Below are 21,297 nucleotides of genomic sequence, written 5' to 3'. Positions count from 1 at the left end.
CCGACGAACGCGCGCACAGTCCGGTGCCTCCATTCGGTCTCCACAGGGGAGACATATGTCACATCGCGCCGCATCCGGAGATCCTTGGAGCCTTCCACAAGCTGCAACACCCTGGCGGGACAGCTTTGTGCTGGGCGGGGTGCTGTTCCTGTGCTCGGCCGTGGCGCTGGGCCTGCGCTCTCCGGAGCATCTGTCGTCCCTGTGGCTGTCCAACGCCCTGCTGCTGGGCTGGATGCTTCGCAGCCCTGCCTACAGCCATAGACACGGCTGGACGGCTGCCGCCGTTGCCATGGCGCTGGCCGAATGGCTTTCCGGTAGTCCGCTGGACCAGACCCTGTGGCTGACCTTTGCCGACCTTGCCGCCGTGGCCTGCGGCTGGGTGATGATGCGGCGCCTGCCGCAGCGGGTGCAGCAGATGCGCTCCCCTTCCTCGGTGCTGCATCTGGTGATGTGCAGCCTGCTGGTGAGCGTGGTCGGAGCCGTGCTGGGCTCGGCGGGCATGCACCATCTCATGCATTGGCCCTGGCAGCCCATGATGGCCATGTGGTTCAGCAGCGAGTTGATGCACATGACCCTGTTGCTGCCTGTGCTGCTGAGCCTTCCGGCAAAGCTGGAGCCGCTGTCCTGGCGCAGCCAGCCATTCAAACAAACGGCGCAAGCCTTGCTGCCGCTGCTTGCCCTGGCGATTTCCGAATCCATTGCCATCTACCTGGGCGGACCAGGCGCGCTGTCGCTCACCATGCCGGCCATGCTGCTGTGCGCCATGCGCTATCGGCTGTTCGTGGTCGCCCTGCTCAACCTGGTCAGCTGCGCCATCAAGCTGGCCACGTTTTCCCATGTGTTGTTCAGCTCGCCCGGCACCGAGCTGGAGACGACGTTCTCCTTCCGCCTGGGTCTGGCCATGCTGTCGATCGGCCCGCTGGCCGTAGCCTGCACGCTCATGGCTTTCAAGGACATGCTCAGCAAGCTGCGCCATGCAGTGAACCACGATGCGCTGACCGGACTGCTGGCACGCACCAGCTTTCTGGAGCGCGCACAGCGCACGCTGGAGCGCCTGCAGCGCGAGCGCCAGTCAGGCGCCATGCTGATGCTCGACCTGGACCACTTCAAGCACATCAACGACCGCCATGGCCATGCCGCCGGCGACCGGGTGCTGCAGGAAGTCTCGGCCCGCCTGTCGCAGGCGCTGCGGCCGCATGAACTCATAGGCCGCCTGGGCGGCGAGGAGTTTGCGGTGCTGCTGCCCGGTGCCGACTGCGTCACGGCCAGAGCCGTGGCCCAGCGGCTGTGCGAGGCCACGCGCGAAATTCGCATCGACATGAACGATGGCGCAGCCATCTGCCCCACGCTGAGCATTGGCATAGGCTGCACGAACATGGCCTACCCACCGCTGGGTTTGAGTGCCTTGCTGCGCATGGCCGATACGGCGCTGTACCAGGCCAAGGCCAGCGGCCGCGACCGCTACTTCGTGGCCGGCGAGCGGCCGGGCGATGCCGACTCACCGGCCTTTGCCTGCGAGCATTCCGGGGGCGCCAAAGCGGCCTGACACCAGGCACCGCCTCGGCGTTTTGCCAGCGCTCAGCGCAGGCGGCGGGTGCCGTTTCCTTCGTCGAGCTTGAAGCCCGCCACGGCCTGCGCCAGCTGCACCGCCTGCTGCTGCAGCGACTGCGCTGCGGCCGTGACCTCTTCCACCAGGGCAGCGTTCTGCTGCGTGACCTGGTCCATCTGGCCGATGGCGCTGCCCACCTCGGCAATGCCACGGCTTTGCTCCTGGCTGGCGTTGCTGATCTCGGCCACCAGCGTGCTGAGCTTGCGCACGCCGTCCACGGCCTGGTCGATGGTGGTGCCCGCATTGCGCACCAGGCGGCTGCCCGTGTCGATCTGGCCCACGGAATCATCGATCAGCGCCTTGATCTCCCTGGCCGCCGTGGCGCTGCGTTGCGCCAGCGTGCGCACCTCGCTGGCGACCACGGCAAAGCCCCGACCCTGCTCGCCGGCGCGCGCCGCTTCCACCGCCGCGTTCAGCGCGAGGATGTTGGTCTGGAAGGCAATGGAGTCGATCACGCCGATGATGCTTTCGATCTTGCGGGCCGAGGCCTCGATGCCGCCCATGGTCTGCACCACCTGGCCGACGGCCTCTCCGCCCTGGGTGGCGATCTGCGAGGCGCTGGTGGCCAGCTCGCTGGCCTGGCGGGCATTGGCCGCGTTCTGCTGCACGGTTGCCGTGATCTGCTCCATGGCGGCTGCCGTCTGCTCCAGCGAGCTGGCCTGCTGCTCGGTGCGTGACGACAGGTCCTGGTTGCCACCCGCAATCTCTGCCGACGCCATGCGCACCGATTCCGACGACTCGCGAATGCGCAGCAGCACCGTGGCGATCTTGTCCACGAACTGGTTGAAGGACTGGCCGATCTGCGCCAGCTCATCGCGGCCGGCAGAGGTGAGGCGGCGGGTCAGATCGCCTTCGCCCGAGGCGATGTCCTGCAGCGCATCGCGTGCCACGGCCAGGCGGTTGAGCATGCGGCGCAGCGCCACGGTCAGCAGCACCGCCGCGCCCAGCACGGACAGCACGGTGATGAGGGCGGCCACCTGCAGCAGCGCCCGCACCGAATCCGTAGCCTGTGCGCGGTCGATCACCACGGCCAGCGTCCAGGGCGTGCCCTCGACCTTGGCTGCGTAGAGCATCTGCGGCTCGCCATCGAGCACCAGATCGGCGCGGCCGCCCTGCTCGGCCAGGCGCTTGATCAGCGCGGCATCGAGTTCAGGGGCAATCGCGGAAGCGGGCTTGAGCGCCAGCTCGGGCTTGGCGTAGGCCAGCAGGCGGCCTTCGCCATCAATCAGAAAGGCAAAGCTTTTTTCCTGGGGACGGATGGCGGCCACTTTCCTGGACATGGCGGCCAACCGCACATCAGTGCCGACAACAGCCGTGATGGCGCCCGAGCTGCCGACCGGATCGACAAAGCTGATGGTCAGCTCGCCGGTGCTGGCATCGACATAGGCCGGCGTCACGCCTGGCCGGCCTTCGCGCACGGCCTGCTTGAACCAGTCGCGCTGGGTTCCGTCGTAGTTCTCCGGCATGGGATGGGTGAACACGGCGCGTTTGTCGGCATGGACGAAATAGGCGTCATCGAAGCCGCCAGCCTGCTGGCCGGCCAGCAGGAAGGGAACGGGGTCCGGCTGGTCCACCGCCTTCTTCAATGAGCCGGTGATGCGCTGCTTGTCCTGAACCCAGTCGGTCAGTGTGGATGCATGGGCCCGCGTGAGCTGGCCGATGTTTTCGTCGATATCGGACAGCGTGCTGCTGCGCGCCGTCCAGAAGGTGGCCATGGACAGCGCGAACAGCGCGGCCACGGTGATTGCTACGCAGATGAGGATCAGGCGGGCACGAAGTGTTTGAAACATGATGCGTAGTGAAGGCAAAACGAGGGCTGTGAATGCCCACCGAGCCTATCCGAGACGCATCGGCCGCCAGAGCTCGAAGAGTGCGTACTTGCCCTTGTAATTGCCTGCTTCTTGCGTGCGAAGAAGCCCGCTGGCTAGCCCCTTCTTGCAGGCACTGCATTGCTGGCAGCGCCGCCCAAGCTGCAGTCGTCAGCCTTTTGCAAGAACCAGTCACAAGCTTGAAGGATGCGTGCTATAGTGTCAATTTGTAACACAGACACTTGCCGCCCTGGCTGCGGGATTTTTCTGTCGCAAACGCCAGAGCCTTGATTCCAGGACCCTGCCGTTTGCGCCGCGCACCCTGTGTTTTTCCCTCCCTCATATTTTTGGGGTGCACCACGCGGCCTTTTCTTCCCTTGCATGGACTGCCATTGATCGAGAGTGGCTTCCCATCGGGGGCCGGCAGGGAGCCGGGCAAGAAAGTGTTTCACCTTGATACAAAAATGCCGATAAGAAGGCAGATCTGTCATTCAAGGGAAGAGAAACATGAAGCGATGCATCATCAAAGTGGCCGGCGCCTGCTACACAGCCCTGTTCCCCAGCACCTGCGCCGCTGTGGCAGACGCGATGGCCCGGTTTCCATACGCTACAAAAATCAGCGTCCGACTCGCCTAGACTCGGGCAAGATGGGAATCCGTTCTCAGACAGGTTCCAGGCAATACGCCTGTCGCCGTCCGGGTGTTGCGCGGCAGTGTAGGCTCACTTTGCCAAAAGTCTCCTAAGATTCCTTTATATTGGCAGATCAACATCCATTGATATACATGACTACCGACTACAAGACACTGCTGCAGCAGAAAGCCCATCTCGAAGCCCAGATCGCCGAAGTGCTCAAGACCGAGAAGTCCGGAGCCATTGCCCAAGTGCGCACCATCATCGACCAATACGGATTGACCGAGGCCGACGTCTTCCCTTCATCCAAAGCCAAGGCTGGTGGCGGTTTCCGCGTGGTCGGCGTCCCCAAGTACCGCGACCCGGCCACGGGCGCGACCTGGACCGGCCGTGGCAAGCAGCCCCGCTGGATCGAAGGCAAGGACCGCACTCCCTTCGCCATATGAGGTTCGGCGCAGCCCGCCCCCTGGCAGCCACCAAGCTGCGACAGAGCCCGCCAAGTGCGGGCTTTTTGGTGCCAGAAGCAGCGGGTTAACCCTATTGCTCAGAAGTTACAAATTCTTCAATGTAGTGCAGATGCGTGAACCGATGGGTGCCGGCATGTTTCGGTACCCAAGCAACCACAACAAGGGAAACAGCAGGTATCACACAGGGAACTGTCCTACAGCCCTGCTCTCCAAATCATGTTTGCCACGCCTTTGCAGCAAGCGCAAGCCATGTGGATGCAACCACGCAGCGGCGAAGTCCAGGTGGCCACTGGATCGATCCGCAGCCACCACGAACCATTTTCCAGCCGGGCCAGGGAGACTATCTCCTCCCTCCCCTCTCACTGACTTACCCTGGCAGGCCCGCAAGGGCACCGGCTTTTCTCTTCAAGGACCGCCCTCGGGCGGTCCTTTTTTCTGCGTGTGTTATTGCGCCTGGGTGCTGGTCAACGCAAGGCTGGCACGGCATGGCCCACCTTGAACACGGCCACCATGCCCGACAGGCGCTGCGCCTGGTCGCTGAGGGCGGCGGCCGCCGCTGCGGACTCCTCCACGAGAGCCGCATTTTGCTGCGTCATCTGGTCCAGCTGGCTGACTGCCTGGTTGACCTGGCCAATGCCGTCGCGCTGCTCGGTGGAAGATGCCGTGATCTCGCCGATCATGTCCGAGACCTTGCGCACGCTGCCCACGATATCGTCCATCACCTGGCCGGCCTGGGCCACCTGGGCCGAGCCTTCCTGCGCGGCATCGACCGAGGTGCTGATCAGCACCTTGATCTCCTTGGCGGCCTCGGCGCTGCGATGGGCCAGGGCCCGCACTTCACCGGCCACCACGGCAAAGCCGCGGCCCTGCTCGCCTGCGCGGGCCGCTTCCACGGCAGCGTTGAGCGCCAGGATGTTGGTCTGGAAGGCAATGGAGTCGATGACACCGATGATGTCGGAGATGCGGCGCGCGCTGTCGCCGATGCGATCCATGCTGGCCACCACATGGCCCACCACGGCGCCGCCGCGCTCGGCGGCCTGGGCGGCGCTGCCGGCCAGATGATTGGCCTGGCGCGCGGTGTCGGCAGCCTGGCCCACGGTGGCGGTCAGTTGCTCCATGCTGGCGGCCGTTTCCTCCAGATTGGACGCCGTCTGCTCAGTGCGCGAAGACAGGTTGTGGTTGCCCGCGGCAATCTCGGTGGATGCGGTGGAGATGGAATGCACGCTGTCACGCACCTCCGTCACCAGCCCGCGCAGCCGCGCCGCCATGCCCGAGACCGAGCGCAGCAGGTGGCCGAACTCGTCCTTGCGACTGTCATCGGCCGACACCGTGAGGTCGCCCTGGGCGATGGCGTCCGTCAACTGCACGGCACGTTCCAGCGGACGGGTGATGGCCCGCGTCAGCACCAACGCCAGCGCCAGGCCCGCCAGAAGGACCACGCCCTGGACGATCCAGGCCAGCACGCTGGCCTGCTGCCGGGCGGCCTGGGCCTGCTCGCGGGCTGCATCGCGCTGGCTGCGCTGCAGCTGCACGAAGACTTCCAGCGAGTCCACGTAGCGGCCAATGGCGCCCAGGTACTGCTGCTGGACGAACTCGCGGAATGCCGCTGCATCGCCGGTCAACTTGATCTCGCGCGCCCGCTTGTTCAGTGCCAGCACCTCGGTGCGGATGGCGGCAATGCGCTCCAGCGCCGCCTTGTCGGCCTCGCTGGCGCCCTTGACGATCTCGGCCTGCAGCTTGGTGATCAGTGCCGAGCCTTCCTTGACCCGGCCGTCGAGCAGGCGGGTCAGTTCCTCATCGGTGGAGGCATTGCTGGCCAGAACCCGCTCGCCCGTGGTCTCCGTTGCGCCCTTCCATTGAATGGCCAGGCTGATGCGACTTTCGTACTCGGACAGCGTCTGCATGCCGTGGTCCATGGCGCGAGCCGCCGCAAACTGTGCCCAAAGCGAGACCGCAAGCATCATCGCCAGCAAGCCGCCCAGCGTGCCCCAAAGCTTGGCGGACACGCTCCATTGATCAAATTTCATTCGTAGCACTCTCGTCGGAAAAACCGAATACAGGAAAGGTGAAACAACAGGCCGCGCACATCAGCGGCGACCGTATCCCGGCGCAACGCCTTGCCATATCGGCATAGGCCACCAATCCGGAAAAGATGACCTGCTCTTTCGTCACAAATGCCCGGGACTTGAGGCCCCCGCACGGGCAGGCCCGATATCGCCAGCCGTGCACAACGCGGAACATGCGCCCATGCGGTCGCAAGCGCCGTGGCAACGGATGCAAAATGGACCGGCGCTTCGGAATGCAGCACCATTCAATGCCGCAATCGCGAAGCTGTCGCCACCCGCACCTGCCAGTGCATAACACGCTGTGGATGTGTCACTCGATACCGATCGCCTCTATGTATTGATTGCGCCGCTGAGCATTCTGCTGCTCAGTTGCACGCTGGCCGTGTGCTGGCTGGTGCAGCGGCGCCAGCGTTACCTGCTGTGGATTGCGGGCGGATACGCCCTGGTTTCTCTGGCGCTGGCCTGGCAAAGCCTTGCACCCCGGGAAGAACTGCACCACTGGGCCGTGTTCACGGGCGCCATGTATCTGTTCGGCACCTGGTGCTTCGCGCGCTGCATGGCGGGGCGCTATGGCGTCTCGGCCCATCCCTTGCTAGGGCTGCTCATAGGCGCCGTCGTCCTGGCTGCGCTGTACTACTACAGCAGGGTCCAGGTCGATCTGTGGGTGCGCGTGCACTGGCTCAACACCGGCCTGGGCCTGCTGCAGATGCTGCCGGCGCCCGCCATGCTGCGGCGCCGGCCGCCTCAGGATTGGCTGGAGAGAATGCTCTACTGGTCCTACGTGGTGTTTGCCGGCTACACCGCTGCCCGGCCGCTGCTGGTGCTGGCCCTTGGCAGCACCGATCTCAACGAGATTGCACGCTCCACCTACTGGCTGGTCACCCTGGTCAGCACGCTGTCGTTTGCGCTGCTGTTCACCCTCATGCTGCTGGCATGCACGGTGCGCGATGTCTTCACCGCGCTGCGCGAGGAGCGCAACCACGACTCGCTGACCAACCTGCTCAACCGCCGCGCCTTCCAGGAGGCTGCCGAACTGCGCCTGGCCGATCCGCACATGGCCCCGATCTCCGTGCTGATAGGCGACATAGACCACTTCAAGCGCATCAATGACAGCTGGGGACATGACTGCGGGGACCGTGTATTGCAGGCCGTGGCCCAGACCCTGCAGCAACACGTGCGCAACGACGATCTGGTGTCACGCTTTGGCGGCGAGGAATTCGTGCTGCTGCTGATGCGCACCACGCCCCAGGAGGCCGAGCGCGTGGCCCAGCGCATACGCGCCCAGCTCAGCGCGGACGGCTATGTGCTGGCGGCCGGCCAGAGGGTGACCATCAGCTTCGGCATCGCACCCGTGGCCGCCAACACCGCCTTGACCGATGCGCTGACGCGCGCCGACGGCCTGCTGTATGCCGCCAAGCAGGCGGGCCGCGACCGCGTGCATGTGGCCACGGACCCTGGCCGCAGGGTGCCGCAGGCCGTCTGAAACAGGAAGCGCGCAGCGCCTTCTTCGCACGCCCATTCATCAAAATCCGTGGAAAAGAAAAAGCCCGCCAGGATGTGGCGGGCTTGTTCGCAAAGGCAGGGTGAATGCCTTATTTTTTTGCGTCCTTCAAGACTTCCTTCACATCACCCAGCTTCTTCTGGGCCGTGCCTTCGACCTGCTTGGCAATGCCCTTGGCCTGTTGCTCGGGGCTGTCGATCAACTCGCCAGCCTTTTGCTGAACCTTGCCTGCGGCATCCTTGAGCGTGCCCTTGATCTGATCCGTGTTCATAGTTGCGTCCTTTGCTGCAAGAGCCTTCAAAAAGGGATAGGTTGTTTAACACCCAACGCAACGATACGCGTGGCAAACCGGGGCGCGCGCCAGCGCGCTGCAACGATACGCGTGGTCTGAGGCCTACAGCCTCAGGTCTTCTTGCTGGTGCGACGGGCGGCCTGCGCGCCATCCCCCGTGGCCTTGGGCAAAGACGCGGCCTCACCCGCTTCTGAGCGCAGGCGCTTGAGGGCTTCGGTCACCACGGCCTCCTTGTGCGCCTCGAACAGGCCTGCAGCGGCGTCCTTGTGTTCTTGCAGCAAGCGGCACAGGCGCGCGATTTCCTTTTTCAACTCCGCCACATCCAGGTCCGGGCCGGCCTGGGCCGTGTCGCCGGCTTCATCCAATTCGAAGCTGCGCCGTATGCGGGCAACGATTTCGGCATTCATGGAACGGTGGCCTGCCTTTGCCACTTCCGAGATGCGATCGCGCATTCCATCCGGGAAACGGACGATGAAGCGCTCCTGGGTTTCGCTGGGAAAGGGTTTTCGTTGCATTGGGCGATGGTACCTGCCTGATGCAAATTCAGATTCATGCCTAGTTGACATGATTCCAAGTTGGCATAACATTTGAATCGGCCCGACCGAGGCCTGGGCAAGCCAGCACCCATGCCTATGCCCGTGCCGATGCTCGTGCGTACGAGCACTGAACCCCAGACCTATTGCGCAATAACAGAACCATGCCGGACACAGACATGCACGCCTGCGCGCGCCTTGCGCAGGCCCTCGCCAGAGCGCCCGATCCGGAGAGCCTGGCGACCGATGCGCTATGCCACATCAGCGCGGCGCTGAGCGTGCTGGAAATGCATGTGGAAAGATCCAACCGCGCCATGGTGGTCGGTGTCCACGACCTGCTGCGCAGCTACCACCTCAAGGCAGACCGTGCCGCGGCAGAGCAGCCGGTCGAGGCGCTGGCCAGCAGCGTGCTGCCGCAGATGTCGGCCGACCTTCAAGGCCTGCTGGAAATCATTGACCGCGTGAACGACGACGAGATGGACGACCCCATCCTCTATGCCGTGAGCTACCTGCTCAGGGCGGCCAAGAGATTCTCGGATGCGGCGCCGCAGGCATAGCGGCCTGCGCATCGCCGCCTGACCTCACTCCTCGTTGGTCCACTCCACCCGCGCGCCCAGGCTGCGCAGGTTCTCGACGAAGTGCGGATGCGCACGGCGAATCGGCGTGGCGTTGCGGATCTCCGAGCGACCCTCGATGCTGCTGGCGACCATGAACAGCGCAATCGCCACGCGGATGATGTAGGGGCTCTCCACCACGGCCGGCGTCAGCGGATTGCCGCCAAAGGTGACCACGCGATGCGGGTCCGAAGAAAACACATGGGCACCGAACTTGGACAGCTCGCCCGTCCAGCCCAGCGCGCCGTCGTAGATCTTGTTCCAGAACAGCGCATTGCCCTGCGCATGCACACCCAGCGCAATGAAGATGGGCAGCAGATCCACCGGAAAGTACGGCCAGGGAGCGGCTTCCACCTTGGTGAGCACATTGCTGGTGAAAGGCGTCTGCACCTTCAGCGGCCCCGAGCGCAGCGCGCGCGACCAGCCGTTCTTGTGCTCCACCTGCACGCCAAACTTGGCGAAGGTGCGGTCGATCAGCGGAAAGTTGTCCGGCGTGCTGTTGCGCACCTCCACATCGCCGCCCGTGATCGCGCCCAGCGCGAGAAAGGTGGTGATCTCGTGGAAGTCTTCCTCGAAGGTGAAATCGCCGCCGCCCAGCGGCGCACCGCCCCGCACCGTCAGCCGAGAGGTGCCGATGCCGTCAATATCGGCACCCATCATCACCATGAAGCGGCAGAACTCCTGCACATGCGGCTCGCAGGCCGCATTGGTCAGCATGGACTCGCCCTGCGCAGCCACGGCGCACAGCACGAAGTTCTCCGTGGCCGTGACGGAGGCGTAGTCCAGCCAGTGGCGCACGGCCTTGAGCGGCGCGGCACTGTGGATCAGCAGGGAGCCGCTGGCGCGTTCCACCTCTCCGCCAAAGGAGCGAAAGATGTCCACGTGCGGATCGATCTCGCGCACACCCAGCGTGCAGCCCTTGACGTTGTCCTCCAGCCGCGCCACGCCAAAGCGCGCCAGCAGCGGCGGCACCAGCATGATGGAAGAGCGCATTTCCTCGGGCAGGCGGTGCGAGGACGCGTCGAAGCGCGTGTCGCGGTGGTGCAGCTGCAGCGTGCGCGTGGCCTCGTCCAGCTGCACCTCGCTGCCCAGCGTGCGAAAGATGTCGAGGATCTTGCGCACATCCGTGATGTCCGGCACGCCATGCAGCCGCAGCGGCTGATCGGTCAGCAGCGTGGCGCACAGAATCGGCAGCACTGCATTCTTGTTGGCGGAGGGAACGACGCGGCCGCGCAAAGGCGTGCCGCCGTGGACGATGAGATTGGACATGGGGTGCAGCGCTAGCAGCGATAGGACAACGCGTGATTCTAGGGTTGCCGGGCTGCCCGCAGGCCTTGCAGCGGCAGCGCACGCCCGCTGTTTCAACAGGTTTCGTATCCAGGCCGCCTACCCGACAACAAAGCGTCAGCCTCAGCCCTGCACTTCGTGCCCGTAGACGATGAAGCCCCGGTGCTCGGCCACCTGGTCATACAGCGCGCGGCCCGCCTCGTTGGAGGACTGCGTCTGCCAATACACGCGGCGCGCTCCCGCCTGCGCAGCCTGCGCATAGACCGCACGGATGAGTGACTTGCCAATGCCCTGCTTGCGCCGCCGCGCATCGGCAAACAGATCCTGCAGATAGCACACCGGCTCCAGCCGCGTGGTGCTGCGATGAAACAGGTAGTGCGCCAGGCCGACCAGCTCACCCTCGCTCTCCGCCACGAGCGCAAACACCGGCTCCAGCGGATTGAGGAAACGCTCCCAGGTGGCCTGTGTGATGCCTTCGGGCAGCGCCGTCTCGCCAGCGCGCCCATAAAAGGCGTTGTAGCCCTGCCAGAGAGGAAGCCATTGGTGGTGATCCGCCTGTGTGACAGGCCGGATCTGAAGCGGAGGAACAAGGGACGGCATGGAACTCCTGGCAAATAAATGAAATGGGGACCAGGAATTCTAGGCATGGCAAGCCGCCGCAAAGAGGCTTGCAGGCCACTCCTTGCACCCCTGCGAGGCCTGAGGACGCAGCGCACAGCGCGTCCGCAAAACACATACACGGCGTACAGGCGCGGCCTACATGCGACCTCAGCCTTGGCCCGCACAGAAACACCGCGCAACCAATTGAAATAGAGCCCATAGGAGAGCACGTACCCAGAAACCTCTCCAAATCATGTGACGGAGATACAAGATGAGTCGAGTCGTTCCGACAGAAAGCTTCAACCCGGACCCGGATGCCCGCTACCACCGCAGCCTGCTGGAAGCCTTTCCCGTGCGCGGCAACCAGCCTTTGCTGCTGCGCATGGAGCCACGCTCGCCCCTGGGGCGCCTGTACGCGCGGGGCTTGCGCGCATTGCGGGCCGCATTCGCCACCGAACTGCCGAGAACCTTCTGATGCGACACCTCTTCCTCGTCTTTCTGTGGTCCGCGATCTGCGCCATTTCCTTTGCCGTGGCAATGCTGGCCAGCCCCATGCTCAGCCACGCCATCTGACCGTGCTGCCAGCGGGCGTGCCGCTGCCTTCACCACGCCCATAAAACCATCGGCCATCTACTTGGCCGTCTTCAATGCGGCTTTATCCGACTCTGGATGCCAATGCCTGCCGCCTACACTGCGCCAGTCCATTTGCTTACAAAGGAATTGCCCGTGAAGAAAAGCACATTGCAGATTCGTCCCGTCGTGGGCGCATTGCTGGTGGGATTTGCCGGGATTGCTGCCCTTTCCAGCGCCTGGGCCTGTACCCGCCTTGTCTATTTGGGTGCGAATGGCCAGGTCGTGACGGCACGCTCCATGGATTGGAAAAGCGACATCGTCAGCAATCTCTGGGTACTGCCGCGCGGCATGGAGCGCAGCGGCAAGGCCGGCCCCAATTCCCTGCGCTGGACTTCCAGGTACGGCAGCGTTGTCACCTCAGGCTATGACGTGTCCACCACCGATGGAGTCAATGAGGCCGGCCTGAATGCCAACCTGCTATGGCTCGTGGAATCCCAATATCCCGCTTTCGGCGCAGGCAGCAAACCCGGCCTGACCATTGCGGCCTGGGCGCAATATGTGCTGGACAACTTCGCCACCGTGAAGGAAGCCGTCGCGGCTTTGGAGAAAGAGCCCTTCACCATCGTCTCGGACAACGTGCCCGGAGAGAACCGCCTGACAACGCTGCACCTCTCGATGTCCGACGCCAGCGGCGACAGCGCGATCGTCGAATACATCAACGGCCGGCAGGTGATACACCACGGCCGTGAATACCAGGTCATGACCAACTCGCCGACCTTCGATCAGCAACTGGCCCTGAACGCCTATTGGAAGCAAGTGGGCGGAACCACCATGCTGCCCGGCACCAACCGGGCCGCCGACCGCTTTGCCCGCGCATCGTTCTACGTCAACGCCATCCCCAAAAGCCCGGACCCCAACAAGGCGCTTGCCAGCGTTTTCAGCGTGATCCGCAACGCCTCGGTGCCATATGGCCTGAACACTCCCGAAGAGCCCAACATTTCGTCTACCCGCTGGAGAACCGTGTTCGACCACCAGCGCAAGCTCTATTTCTTCGAGTCGGCGCTGACACCGAACACCTTCTGGGTGGACCTCAAGGCACTGGACTTCAGCAAGCAAACAGGCAAGGTGCTCAAGCTCGACCTGGGACCGGATCAGGACCACACATTCTCGGGCGATGCCACGCGGAATTTTCAGGAATCGGCACCTTTTGAGTTTCTTGGATTGTGAGAGTCAACTTCAGGCGCAGGCCATGGGCTCGCGCACTGCTGCCTCAATGTTGACTTTGCGTTGTGCTTTGCATAGGAAAAGGCCTCGCATTAACTCGAGGCCTTTTCCATTGAAAACCAAAAATAGCAGAGCTAATCGCCACCAATCAATGCCATGATGGTTTATTGGCATTCATCCGGGAAAATAAATCCAAAAGATAAAATTCAATAATCCCAAAATCAATAAATTTGAATTTTCTATTGATTGATTTATATCAATATATAAACAACATCAAAACGACTCCTACAACCCGAAATCAAGTAATTCCTCAATAGACAATATTCAGGCCATCACATAGCATCGCGCTCGCAAAATATATTCACCAAGGGATGAGGAAAAATGCGAGCAACGACACCGAATCAACAAAGATGGATTAGGCCTTGGCCTGAAGTGCGCAAGGGCATATTGAATGCGCGTGTTCTGGCAGCTTGCGCTGCGTGCCTGGCCCCTGCGGCCTGGGCAGCGCCCTGCGTCAGTGGAACGGTGTACACCGCCGCTGGCGGACCCCAGGTTTGCACCGTACCTGCAGGCATCACTACCATGACCGTCACCCTCATCGGCGGTGGCGGCGGGGGCGTTTTCAGCTCATCCATGGTCACAGGAGGAAACGCTGCCGTTGGCACAGGCAGCTTGGCGGTGACTCCTACCAACAACCTGCTGATCAGCGTCGGAGGCGGAGGTGCCACAGGAGGGCCTGTGGGCGCAGGGGGCGGTGGAAGCAGCAGCATCATCGACACATCCGCCCTCACCGTTCTAGCCGTGGCGGGCGGCGGAGGCGGCGCCGGCCGCAACGACACCGCTGGAGTTTCCGGTGGCAATGCGGGAGTGGGCGTCGGAGGTGGCAACGGCAGCAATGGAACGATGGGCAACGCGGCACACCCTGGTGGCGCGGGCGGCACGGTGGCTGGTACGGGCGGGGCCGGTGGCGTCGGCACCGACGGCACGGGAGGCGCTGGGGGCAGCACCGGCAGCAGGGACGGCAGCACGGCCACAGGCAATGACGGAGGCGGCAGCGGCAGCGGCGTGGGTCCTGCAGGACCAGGAGCCAGTGGCGCCAGCGCCGGCAGCATGGGTCCCGGTTTGGGCGGTGGCGGAGCAGGCGGCGGGGGAGCCGGGGGCTACAACGCCGGTGGCGGCGGCGGCGGCTACGGGGGTGGCGGCGGCGGCGGCGGGAACGCAGGCAACGCTGGCGACATAGGCGGCGCTGGCGGTGGAGGCAGCAGCTACGGCGCCGGAATCACATTCGCAGCAGCCACCAGCGGAGCGGGTATGGGTGGCGTCGGAGATTCGAATGGTGCGGACGGGTCCGTTCTGATCACCTTCGCGCCCCCAATCGCGTCAGCCCAGGCCATCCCTACGCTTGGCGAATGGAGCTTGCTGCTGCTGTCGGGCCTGCTGGCCTTGGTCGGCGTAGCCAGGACGCGGCGCCAGCACTGAGGCATGCGCCGCCAGCGTTGATGCAGCCCTGACCCAAAAAACAAGGCCCGCAACTGCGGGCCTTTTCTTCGTCTGCGTGTCTACAGGCGGCGTGCGGCGATCTGCAGGCGCTCGGCCAGCGTGGGCTTTGCAGCCAAGCGCTCTGCCGTTCCCAGCACCCCATCGCGGCCCGTTACCGCCCGCGCTATCAGTGCCGTGCCCAGCGCACCACTCACAACACGGCCCATGCCACTTTCCGTCCGCCGGGCGTGGCGCAGAGCCAATAGGCCAGCACCGAGCACCAGCCAGTGCTCTCCCGTGAATCCCTTGCGAGAGTCATCCCACTTGCGCAGGTCCTGGATCTTTTCTGAAATCGCCATTCATTGCTCCTGTTTCTTCAGAGCTTGCATGGTGCCCCGCCAGCGGGCTGCAGGCTGTCGGTCTCTGAGCAAGATTCCGGTGGCGAGAGTCCTACGGGCGCGTTGTGGGGGGGGGCCAGCCCTGTAGTCCAGCTCAATGCGCTCCCACTGGGGGGCTTGCTTCTGTTCCTTGCTCATCCTGCCGAACGTGGCAGGCTTGGGACGGCACCGTCATCTCTGCGAGGCCGCTCGACGGGTGATCTCCGAGCTGGGCAGCAGGCCTGTGGCGAAGCTGTCATCGACAGCCTGTTGCGCACCGATCCAGGTTTCGCGATCCATCAGCATCGCGGCCTCGGCCTCGGCCTCGGCAATCCCCGAGCGGTGGGCATACAGCGCAGCCATCGCGGCATCGAACGTCGCCAGCACGGCGGCTGTGTCCGTCATGTCGTGGCGGTTTCCGACGGCCACGGCCCAGGCGTTGTGGATCATCAGAAACGATCCATCGCCCATCAGGATCTCGTCGCCGGCCATGGCAATCACCGAAGCCACCGAGGCGGCCACGCCCAGCACGCGGATGATCACCTTTGCCTTGTGCTCGCGCAGCAGGTTGTAGATGGCCATGCCCTCGAAGAAGTCGCCACCCGGTGAGTTGAGGTTGTCCAACACGGGGAGCGCGCTCTTCAAAGTTTGCAACTTGGACATGGAAGGCCCCAAATGGAAACGCCACCCGAAGGTGGCGGTGAACAGCGATAAAGGCCTTGGCCACTAGGGCTTCGTGGGCATCTTCTTCATCTGATCGCAGGACTGCTGCTGTTGCTGCGCAGACATCGAAGACCACTTCTTCTTGAAGTCACTGGCTGCAGCGCTGTAGAGCTTCTCGTAGTCAGTCTCGGAGACCTTCAGATCAGATAGCGTCGCCGACTTCTGCTTTGCTTTCGCCTCATCTACCTTCTGGCTGGGCATGTGCTTGCATGCCAGTGCCATCTCGTTCATGGAGGCAGACATGCGAACGATGCCAGCAGCCACCGCGGTATTTGGATCATCTGCAGAAAATGCGCTGGAAGCTCCCAGCGCTACTACCAGAGCCGCAACAATCTTCATCCTTCGAGCCTCCTCAAAAGAACACATCATATTGGCAGGGCCCACAGAGTGCCATTTGATGGCCGCACTATGCCGGGCGTGGACCTGTTTGAAGCTTGCGGGAGTCGGCCGTCTGAATCCGCAGCGGCAGTGGCTGATGCGTGGTCGCTGAGCCATGGCCACTCAGTGGATCGCCACGCCCTCGGACTTGAGGGCGTTGAACTCATCGCGGCTCACCTTGCGTTCCACGGTCTCAGCAGCCACGAAGCTGAGATCCACGACGCCGGCCAGTTGCACAACGCCGCGCGGGGGTTCGAGCTTCAGCACCTAGCCAATGGGATGGCCATTCACGAAGATCAGGCGTCTGACGCCATCGCGGATGGATCTCTACCTTCTGGGCCGAGTCGTGCGCCTGAGCCTTGGCCTGCGTCGGGATGATTCGCTCCACGTCATCTTCGATATGGCGGTAGACGAGGCCTTTGGCTTCTTCCGTCTGGGGCATGTGGGCCTCCTTGAGGGGATGGAAGTTGCCGCCACGCAGGCCTTGCACCCCATGCGCAATGCATGCTTTGCCGGGTGCGCCTGGTGGCGGCGGAAAAGCAAAGGCCGCCATCTTGGGCGGCCTTTGCTTGGCAAACTCTTTCTTAGGCTGGTTCGACAGTGATTTCAAACTCTTCGCCGATAACAACAAACCTCACCATTCTCACCAGGTAATTTCGGTTGAATGACTCATGCTTCACCGGCAAAGCAATCAGGTCACCCTTCGCAGGAATGTGACTGATCCTCAACTCCAAAAGCAGTTGATCACCCTCTACGTTAGACGCCGAGCCATCGAGAATAAAACGAACCAGAGAACTCATACACCCTCCAAATGCCGACGTTGGCACCGGAGGATTCTAGGAATCCTGCTCACCAATCGACTCGGCAAAACACCAGTATCCAAACAGTACGGGGCTGGGATTCGAACCCAGGAAGACCTTCGAATTGGCTCTAGGCGCCACGCCGATCCTTTTGCATCTAGTCGTCACCCTTCGAGCTCGGGCACTCCGCCAAATCCATTCTTCCATCGGACTTACGGCGCAATGCCGCTGGGGGATATGCCGTTCGCCTCGCAACGAGCATCGTAGCAGCCCACGGAGGAGATCTCGTGCGCACCCTTCCCACAGCGCGCGTCCCGGTTGGTTCGGGCGCAAACGAAAAAGCCCCGACTACGTGAGCAATCGGCGCTTGAATCTAGTTTGATGAGTTCGACTGTGGGCCGCCTAAGGTTCGAGGGAGGAAAACGCCCTTTTAGCTTACGATGGATGCTCATCAACCACCATCGTCAGGAGGCCGGAGCATGGAAAAAGGTATGTCGGAAGTCCCGGGATTCCCATGCCCGATTTGCAATCGCATCATCAGACTATCGCTGATCGACCTTCTCCAAAAGAAGGAAGTAACCTGCAGTCAGTGCATGTCCACCTTCAAGATGGATAACCCTGCGCCTGAAGATGATGTCAGGAGGCAAAGTTTTCTAAGGCTGGCGAGCGGCCCGACCACTTGGCACAGATAAAAAGTCCGCTGGCGAACCTATCGGGCTATTTCTTTTGACTGTGTTTCCATCTCTTGCTCACCGACGCCCTTGGAATCTACATTTCGAGTGCTTTTGCACGAGCAATCAATTAGCACATAACAAACGAAAACTCAATAGCACAAACACCCAGTTGCACATAAATGACTATTAATAAAATTCATCGATAGTCGAAGATTCCAGCTATCAGAATCCGGCGTCCGCAACAATTCTTAACATTCCTAGGGCGCCATGAAGTCAGCACTCAAGAAGTCCGCAGCGGCAGCTGCTATGTGCCTCGCAGCCATCGGGGCCGTTCACGCAGCTACCTACAGCGCGGCAACCACTGGACCCTACACTGCAAAAACGGACTTCACCGTGTGTAGCGGTGGTCCGTGCCAGAACTACACCCTGGCCATGACCCCCTCTGGCTCGTTCACTACTTCGGCGCCACTTGCAGCCAACCTTTCGAACGCAAACATCGCAGCGCAAATCACATCATTCAGCTTCAACGATGGGATCAACACGTTTGCGAGCACCGACCCCAACGTGAGGATCTTCCAAGCAATCGTCTCAACATCTGCTACCGGCTCTATTACAAGTTCCGCCCTCTTACTCGAACTCTGGCAGACGGGAACGTCGCCACATGCAGTTGGCGACAAGGTGGCCCTTATTCAGATTGGAAACAGTGTCTTCGCAACGAATACTCTCAACTGCACAGGGGTTGGAACGACCCCTGCGGGAGCAGCTGACTCGTGCGTTTTGGGCCCTGGGGATATCGGTGCCTCGAATGCGAGCGGCGCGGCATGGACTTGGGCAGCCGTCACACCTCCAGCGACCGCAGCAACACCGGTGCCGTCAACGTCTGCCCTCGGCTTGCTCGTTCTATCAGCTCTGTTAGGCGGGGCCGGTTTGGCAATCTCAAGGCGCAATCGCAACGCTTAATTTCTGCACCTGACCCAAATGACAAAGCCCGCTGGCGAACCTAGCGGGCTTTTTCTTTGGGCGCGTTCCCCCATCGCTTCCATGTCTTGCCAGGCTCACCGCCTGGGGACGTTGCCGATGGGAGGAAGGCGGTTTAATTGCGCCTGCGTTGTAGGTACGCATATACATCACCCTTTCCCCGCTGCAACCACCTTCAGCCCCTTCATGCGCTTGAGCGCGGCGATGGCGCCCGAGCGTGCGCGGTCCACATGGGCGCCCTGCCCGAGCTTCACGCCAGCTCGGCCACCACGACCCGCGTCTACGACCGCTCGAAGGTCTCCAAACGGCAGTCCCTGGGCTGACCTCTATTCCCAAAGTAGGAATAAAACAAAAGCCGCGCTACCTTTACGATAGCGCGGCTTCCGCGTGTTTGTTGGTGGGTCCTGCGAGATTCGAACTCGCGACCAACGGATTAAAAGTCCGATCTATCGAAATAGGCATAAGAGAAAATACCTTTCGTATCAACCACTTGCAACGATAGCCACTCATCTGGTGTTTTCGAAATCATGCCTTTTTCACCCTATTTCAGCCTACTTTGGTCAGGTTTTGGTCATAGCACATCACCTGCCTGAACCCTCCACTATCAGCGCGTCGCCGGTGTCAGAAATCTCCACTTTGGTCTAACCCAGCAGGTCATACATCATGGCTTGCGGCCGGGGACCAGTTGAATGGGCTCCGTGCCATGCTCACGCCGCGGCGAGATCCAGTAGACCCACAGCCCCCGGGCCCACGCGCCAGCATAGATGATCGACACGGCGAAGATGCCCCACTGCTCGGCCTGCCAGCTGGCATGAAACCAGAACGGCTGTCCCAGCATTCCGAACACCGGCGCCCATTTGCGCGAGCTCTTTCCCCGGGCTTGGGAGAACCAAGCTGCCAGGGACCCCACCAGGGCAATTGCGATCTGATCGAGCGTCATTTCTACATATTATGTGAAACCAGAAACCTATTCAGGTCCATTTTTACCCTACAAAATAAAAGCCTTTCGGCACGCTGCTTACACATTAAATAATCATTGGCCTATTTGACTACAGCAGAAAATTAGAAAAAGGAACATCGTTAGACCTCAGGAGCCGATCTTGGCTTTTGATAACCAAGGAGCTCTTCATGTCCGTTTTCCAAAATACCCCTGGCAACAACCAGCAACAAGGCAACAAGCCGCAACCCTCGCAGCAGGAGCAAAGCCGACCTCTGAAAGAGGGATCGCACGCGCCCGAGCAGCAAAAAAAGCGGTCTGAGCAAGAACAGGCTCAGCAATAAATCTGCTGGATAAAAAATCTAAAGGGCCAACAGGCCCTTTTTTCTTCAGCGAGCAGGCAAGCCGCATTGAAAGTCACCGCATGAACACCGGAGACAAGGCACGTATATGAAATTCGATGACTGGGCAAAAGCCCTACCAGATGAGATACGCACAACCCTAACCGTTTCGGAAGCATGGAATGCAGGGGCCTTATCTATGCTGGAGACATTAATAAAGCTGGGCTATATCGGCGAAGGATACGCGGAGAAAGCTAGAAACGACGTGAAGGATCTTCTAGGAGGTCTGACCTGCAGGGCTGAGTGGGTAGATGAAGCATGGCTCCAGTGTTCATCCGTATCGCGCTCTGGACAAGCCCTGGGCATGGACCGGACGGCTGAACATTAAACCGGCCGCTGCCGCACCTCTGCGCGCCAAGGAGTCAGCCCCTTGGGTTGCAATGACTTGCCCTCAGCTGCAGCGATATGAAGATAGTTGCTCCCCGTCAACGCCCGAGCCTCCTGTGACAGCCGCTCACGAACATCAACAGATTCAGCACGCAACATATTAATGACCAGCTTGTTCACTTTGAACTCACGACAACAGGGACACACAAAATGCATCCACTTGGCATAGTTTTCCAAGTAGGCTGTACTGGTCAGGCTGCACAGTGGACAGGGAGCTTGGATGGAATTTTTCATGTTTTCTACGCCAAAAAAGTGCTGAGCATGTGGTTGACGTTGTGAGCTACTGCCGGTTTTGATGACACCTTGTTAAGGTGGAAGATGAAACCGGCAGCAGCCCATACCTCTATTCCCCAATTTGGTACAAAACGAAAGCCGCGCTAATTTTACGATAGCGCGGCTTCCGCGTTTTTGTTGTTGGGTCCTTCGAGATTTTACCTCGCCTCCAACAGATTAAAAATCCGTTCCGCTGAAATAGACAAAAAAGAAAACACATTTTTAATCATCCACGCTTCTGGTGTTTTCTAAATCATGCCTTTTTCACCCTATTTCTGCACACTTTGGACAGGTTTGGTTCATGGCTCAGATCCTTTCTGATTCATCAGACATCCGCTTCAGTAGGCACGACGACAATGGCTATTAATTGGCGACAACGATTCAAGCCCACGGCCTTCGCCAAAATTGTCAGATGATGGTCATCTTGTCAAATACCTGGCGGACACCCGGGCTTCCCCAGGCAGAATGAACTATGAGATCACGCTCCGTCCAACTACGGACGGTCCCTGTTACTGTCTCTTATACACATCTCCGAGCCCACGAGACGCTGACGTTGATATCGTATGCCGTCTTCTGCTTGAAAAGGGGGGGGGGGGGGGGGGGGGGGGGGGGGGGGGGGGGGGGGGGGGGGGGGGGGGGGGGGGGGGGGGGGGGGGGGGGGGGGGGGGGGGGGGGGGGGGGGGGGG

General features: G+C 61.5%; 22 protein-coding genes and 1 pseudogene. 10 read left to right on the top strand and 13 right to left on the bottom strand.

All coding sequences use genetic code 11. The features are described from left to right. The first annotated feature begins 55 nt into the window (after positions 1 to 55). Positions 56 to 1,546 carry a diguanylate cyclase gene (locus JHD82_RS21215; protein ID WP_199138598.1) on the top strand — a complete coding sequence of 497 codons (1,491 nt, stop codon included), beginning with the start codon at positions 56 to 58 and terminating at the stop codon, positions 1,544 to 1,546. A 32-nt stretch (positions 1,547 to 1,578) separates the two neighbouring features. Here the strand turns inward: JHD82_RS21215 and JHD82_RS21210 are convergent, their stop codons facing one another. Then, positions 1,579 to 3,399 (bottom strand): methyl-accepting chemotaxis protein, encoded by a 1,821-nt coding sequence (locus tag JHD82_RS21210; protein ID WP_199138593.1) that lies wholly within the window; start codon positions 3,397 to 3,399, stop codon positions 1,579 to 1,581. 800 nt (positions 3,400 to 4,199) lie between these two features. Between JHD82_RS21210 and JHD82_RS21205 the strand changes: the two genes are divergently transcribed. Then, on the top strand, positions 4,200 to 4,493 hold the full coding sequence (locus tag JHD82_RS21205) for an H-NS family nucleoid-associated regulatory protein (protein ID WP_012205312.1): 294 nt from the start codon (positions 4,200 to 4,202) through the stop codon (positions 4,491 to 4,493). Between the two features lie 485 nt (positions 4,494 to 4,978). Here the strand turns inward: JHD82_RS21205 and JHD82_RS21200 are convergent, their stop codons facing one another. Further along, entirely contained in the window at positions 4,979 to 6,541 is a 1,563-nt protein-coding gene (locus JHD82_RS21200) for a methyl-accepting chemotaxis protein (RefSeq protein ID WP_013802674.1), read from the bottom strand. A 346-nt stretch (positions 6,542 to 6,887) separates the two neighbouring features. On the opposite strand from JHD82_RS21200, the gene JHD82_RS21195 reads away from it, so the two are divergent. Then, a complete protein-coding gene (locus JHD82_RS21195; protein ID WP_232240334.1) occupies positions 6,888 to 8,063 on the top strand; it encodes a diguanylate cyclase in 1,176 nt (391 codons plus the stop codon). A 109-nt stretch (positions 8,064 to 8,172) separates the two neighbouring features. On the opposite strand, the gene JHD82_RS21190 is transcribed toward JHD82_RS21195, so the two are convergent. After that, positions 8,173 to 8,352, bottom strand: coding sequence for a CsbD family protein (locus JHD82_RS21190; RefSeq protein WP_012205309.1), 180 nt, complete (start codon positions 8,350 to 8,352; stop codon positions 8,173 to 8,175). A 131-nt stretch (positions 8,353 to 8,483) separates the two neighbouring features. Continuing rightward, positions 8,484 to 8,888: an Arc family DNA-binding protein gene (locus tag JHD82_RS21185; RefSeq protein WP_043820919.1), complete on the bottom strand. Its 405-nt coding sequence runs from the start codon at positions 8,886 to 8,888 to the stop codon at positions 8,484 to 8,486. A 182-nt stretch (positions 8,889 to 9,070) separates the two neighbouring features. On the opposite strand from JHD82_RS21185, the gene JHD82_RS21180 reads away from it, so the two are divergent. Beyond that, complete coding sequence (locus tag JHD82_RS21180) at positions 9,071 to 9,463, top strand: hypothetical protein (protein WP_012205307.1); 393 nt, start codon at positions 9,071 to 9,073, stop codon at positions 9,461 to 9,463. A 24-nt stretch (positions 9,464 to 9,487) separates the two neighbouring features. On the opposite strand, the gene JHD82_RS21175 is transcribed toward JHD82_RS21180, so the two are convergent. Further along, complete coding sequence (locus JHD82_RS21175) at positions 9,488 to 10,789, bottom strand: UDP-N-acetylglucosamine 1-carboxyvinyltransferase (protein ID WP_013802678.1); 1,302 nt, start codon at positions 10,787 to 10,789, stop codon at positions 9,488 to 9,490. A 141-nt stretch (positions 10,790 to 10,930) separates the two neighbouring features. Then, positions 10,931 to 11,407 carry a GNAT family N-acetyltransferase gene (locus JHD82_RS21170; RefSeq protein ID WP_199138591.1) on the bottom strand — a complete coding sequence of 159 codons (477 nt, stop codon included), beginning with the start codon at positions 11,405 to 11,407 and terminating at the stop codon, positions 10,931 to 10,933. A gap of 271 nt (positions 11,408 to 11,678) precedes the next feature. On the opposite strand from JHD82_RS21170, the gene JHD82_RS21165 reads away from it, so the two are divergent. The 3 genes from JHD82_RS21165 to JHD82_RS30390 all read left to right on the top strand — a co-directional run bounded on the left by JHD82_RS21165 (position 11,679) and on the right by JHD82_RS30390 (position 14,683). Further along, on the top strand, positions 11,679 to 11,882 hold the full coding sequence (locus JHD82_RS21165; RefSeq protein ID WP_012205304.1) for a hypothetical protein: 204 nt from the start codon (positions 11,679 to 11,681) through the stop codon (positions 11,880 to 11,882). 251 nt (positions 11,883 to 12,133) lie between these two features. Beyond that, complete coding sequence (locus JHD82_RS21160) at positions 12,134 to 13,207, top strand: linear amide C-N hydrolase (protein WP_043781839.1); 1,074 nt, start codon at positions 12,134 to 12,136, stop codon at positions 13,205 to 13,207. Between the two features lie 378 nt (positions 13,208 to 13,585). Next, on the top strand, positions 13,586 to 14,683 hold the full coding sequence (locus tag JHD82_RS30390; protein ID WP_199138589.1) for an IPTL-CTERM sorting domain-containing protein: 1,098 nt from the start codon (positions 13,586 to 13,588) through the stop codon (positions 14,681 to 14,683). Positions 14,684 to 14,763: 80 nt separating this feature from the next. Here the strand turns inward: JHD82_RS30390 and JHD82_RS21150 are convergent, their stop codons facing one another. From JHD82_RS21150 to JHD82_RS21130, 5 genes and pseudogenes are all read right to left on the bottom strand, one after another. After that, on the bottom strand, positions 14,764 to 15,042 hold the full coding sequence (locus tag JHD82_RS21150) for a hypothetical protein (RefSeq protein WP_034392940.1): 279 nt from the start codon (positions 15,040 to 15,042) through the stop codon (positions 14,764 to 14,766). A 237-nt stretch (positions 15,043 to 15,279) separates the two neighbouring features. Next, positions 15,280 to 15,714, bottom strand: a pseudogene (locus JHD82_RS21145) (head maturation protease, ClpP-related); the annotation flags it as partial. Between the two features lie 72 nt (positions 15,715 to 15,786). After that, a complete protein-coding gene (locus JHD82_RS21140) occupies positions 15,787 to 16,122 on the bottom strand; it encodes a hypothetical protein (RefSeq protein WP_199138585.1) in 336 nt (111 codons plus the stop codon). Positions 16,123 to 16,284: 162 nt separating this feature from the next. After that, positions 16,285 to 16,428, bottom strand: a complete 144-nt coding sequence (locus tag JHD82_RS29930) for a hypothetical protein (protein ID WP_233174836.1) — start codon at positions 16,426 to 16,428, stop codon at positions 16,285 to 16,287. 317 nt (positions 16,429 to 16,745) lie between these two features. Beyond that, positions 16,746 to 16,961: a hypothetical protein gene (locus JHD82_RS21130; RefSeq protein WP_080518198.1), complete on the bottom strand. Its 216-nt coding sequence runs from the start codon at positions 16,959 to 16,961 to the stop codon at positions 16,746 to 16,748. Positions 16,962 to 17,902: 941 nt separating this feature from the next. On the opposite strand from JHD82_RS21130, the gene JHD82_RS30495 reads away from it, so the two are divergent. After that, entirely contained in the window at positions 17,903 to 18,595 is a 693-nt protein-coding gene (locus JHD82_RS30495; protein ID WP_374191656.1) for an IPTL-CTERM sorting domain-containing protein, read from the top strand. Between the two features lie 679 nt (positions 18,596 to 19,274). On the opposite strand, the gene JHD82_RS21120 is transcribed toward JHD82_RS30495, so the two are convergent. Next, entirely contained in the window at positions 19,275 to 19,553 is a 279-nt protein-coding gene (locus JHD82_RS21120) for a hypothetical protein (protein ID WP_199138583.1), read from the bottom strand. Between the two features lie 188 nt (positions 19,554 to 19,741). Here JHD82_RS21120 and JHD82_RS21115 point away from each other — a divergent pair, with 188 nt between their 5' ends. Both JHD82_RS21115 and JHD82_RS21110 read left to right on the top strand, forming a co-directional pair. Further along, positions 19,742 to 19,894, top strand: a complete 153-nt coding sequence (locus JHD82_RS21115; RefSeq protein ID WP_013802687.1) for a hypothetical protein — start codon at positions 19,742 to 19,744, stop codon at positions 19,892 to 19,894. 106 nt (positions 19,895 to 20,000) lie between these two features. Further along, positions 20,001 to 20,279, top strand: coding sequence for a hypothetical protein (locus tag JHD82_RS21110; protein ID WP_157158291.1), 279 nt, complete (start codon positions 20,001 to 20,003; stop codon positions 20,277 to 20,279). On the opposite strand, the gene JHD82_RS21105 is transcribed toward JHD82_RS21110, so the two are convergent. Beyond that, positions 20,276 to 20,572 carry a hypothetical protein gene (locus JHD82_RS21105; RefSeq protein WP_233174835.1) on the bottom strand — a complete coding sequence of 99 codons (297 nt, stop codon included), beginning with the start codon at positions 20,570 to 20,572 and terminating at the stop codon, positions 20,276 to 20,278. The two genes, JHD82_RS21110 and JHD82_RS21105, sit on opposite strands and share 4 nt — an antisense overlap. Positions 20,573 to 21,297 lie beyond the last annotated feature (725 nt).

Origin of the sequence: Delftia sp. ASV31, assembly GCF_016428765.1 — a bacterium.
Taxonomy (GTDB): Bacteria; Pseudomonadota; Gammaproteobacteria; order Burkholderiales; family Burkholderiaceae_C; genus Comamonas; species Comamonas acidovorans.
The sequence above is the reverse complement of the archived record's forward strand: the minus strand, read 5'-3'. Positions and strand labels throughout refer to the sequence as shown.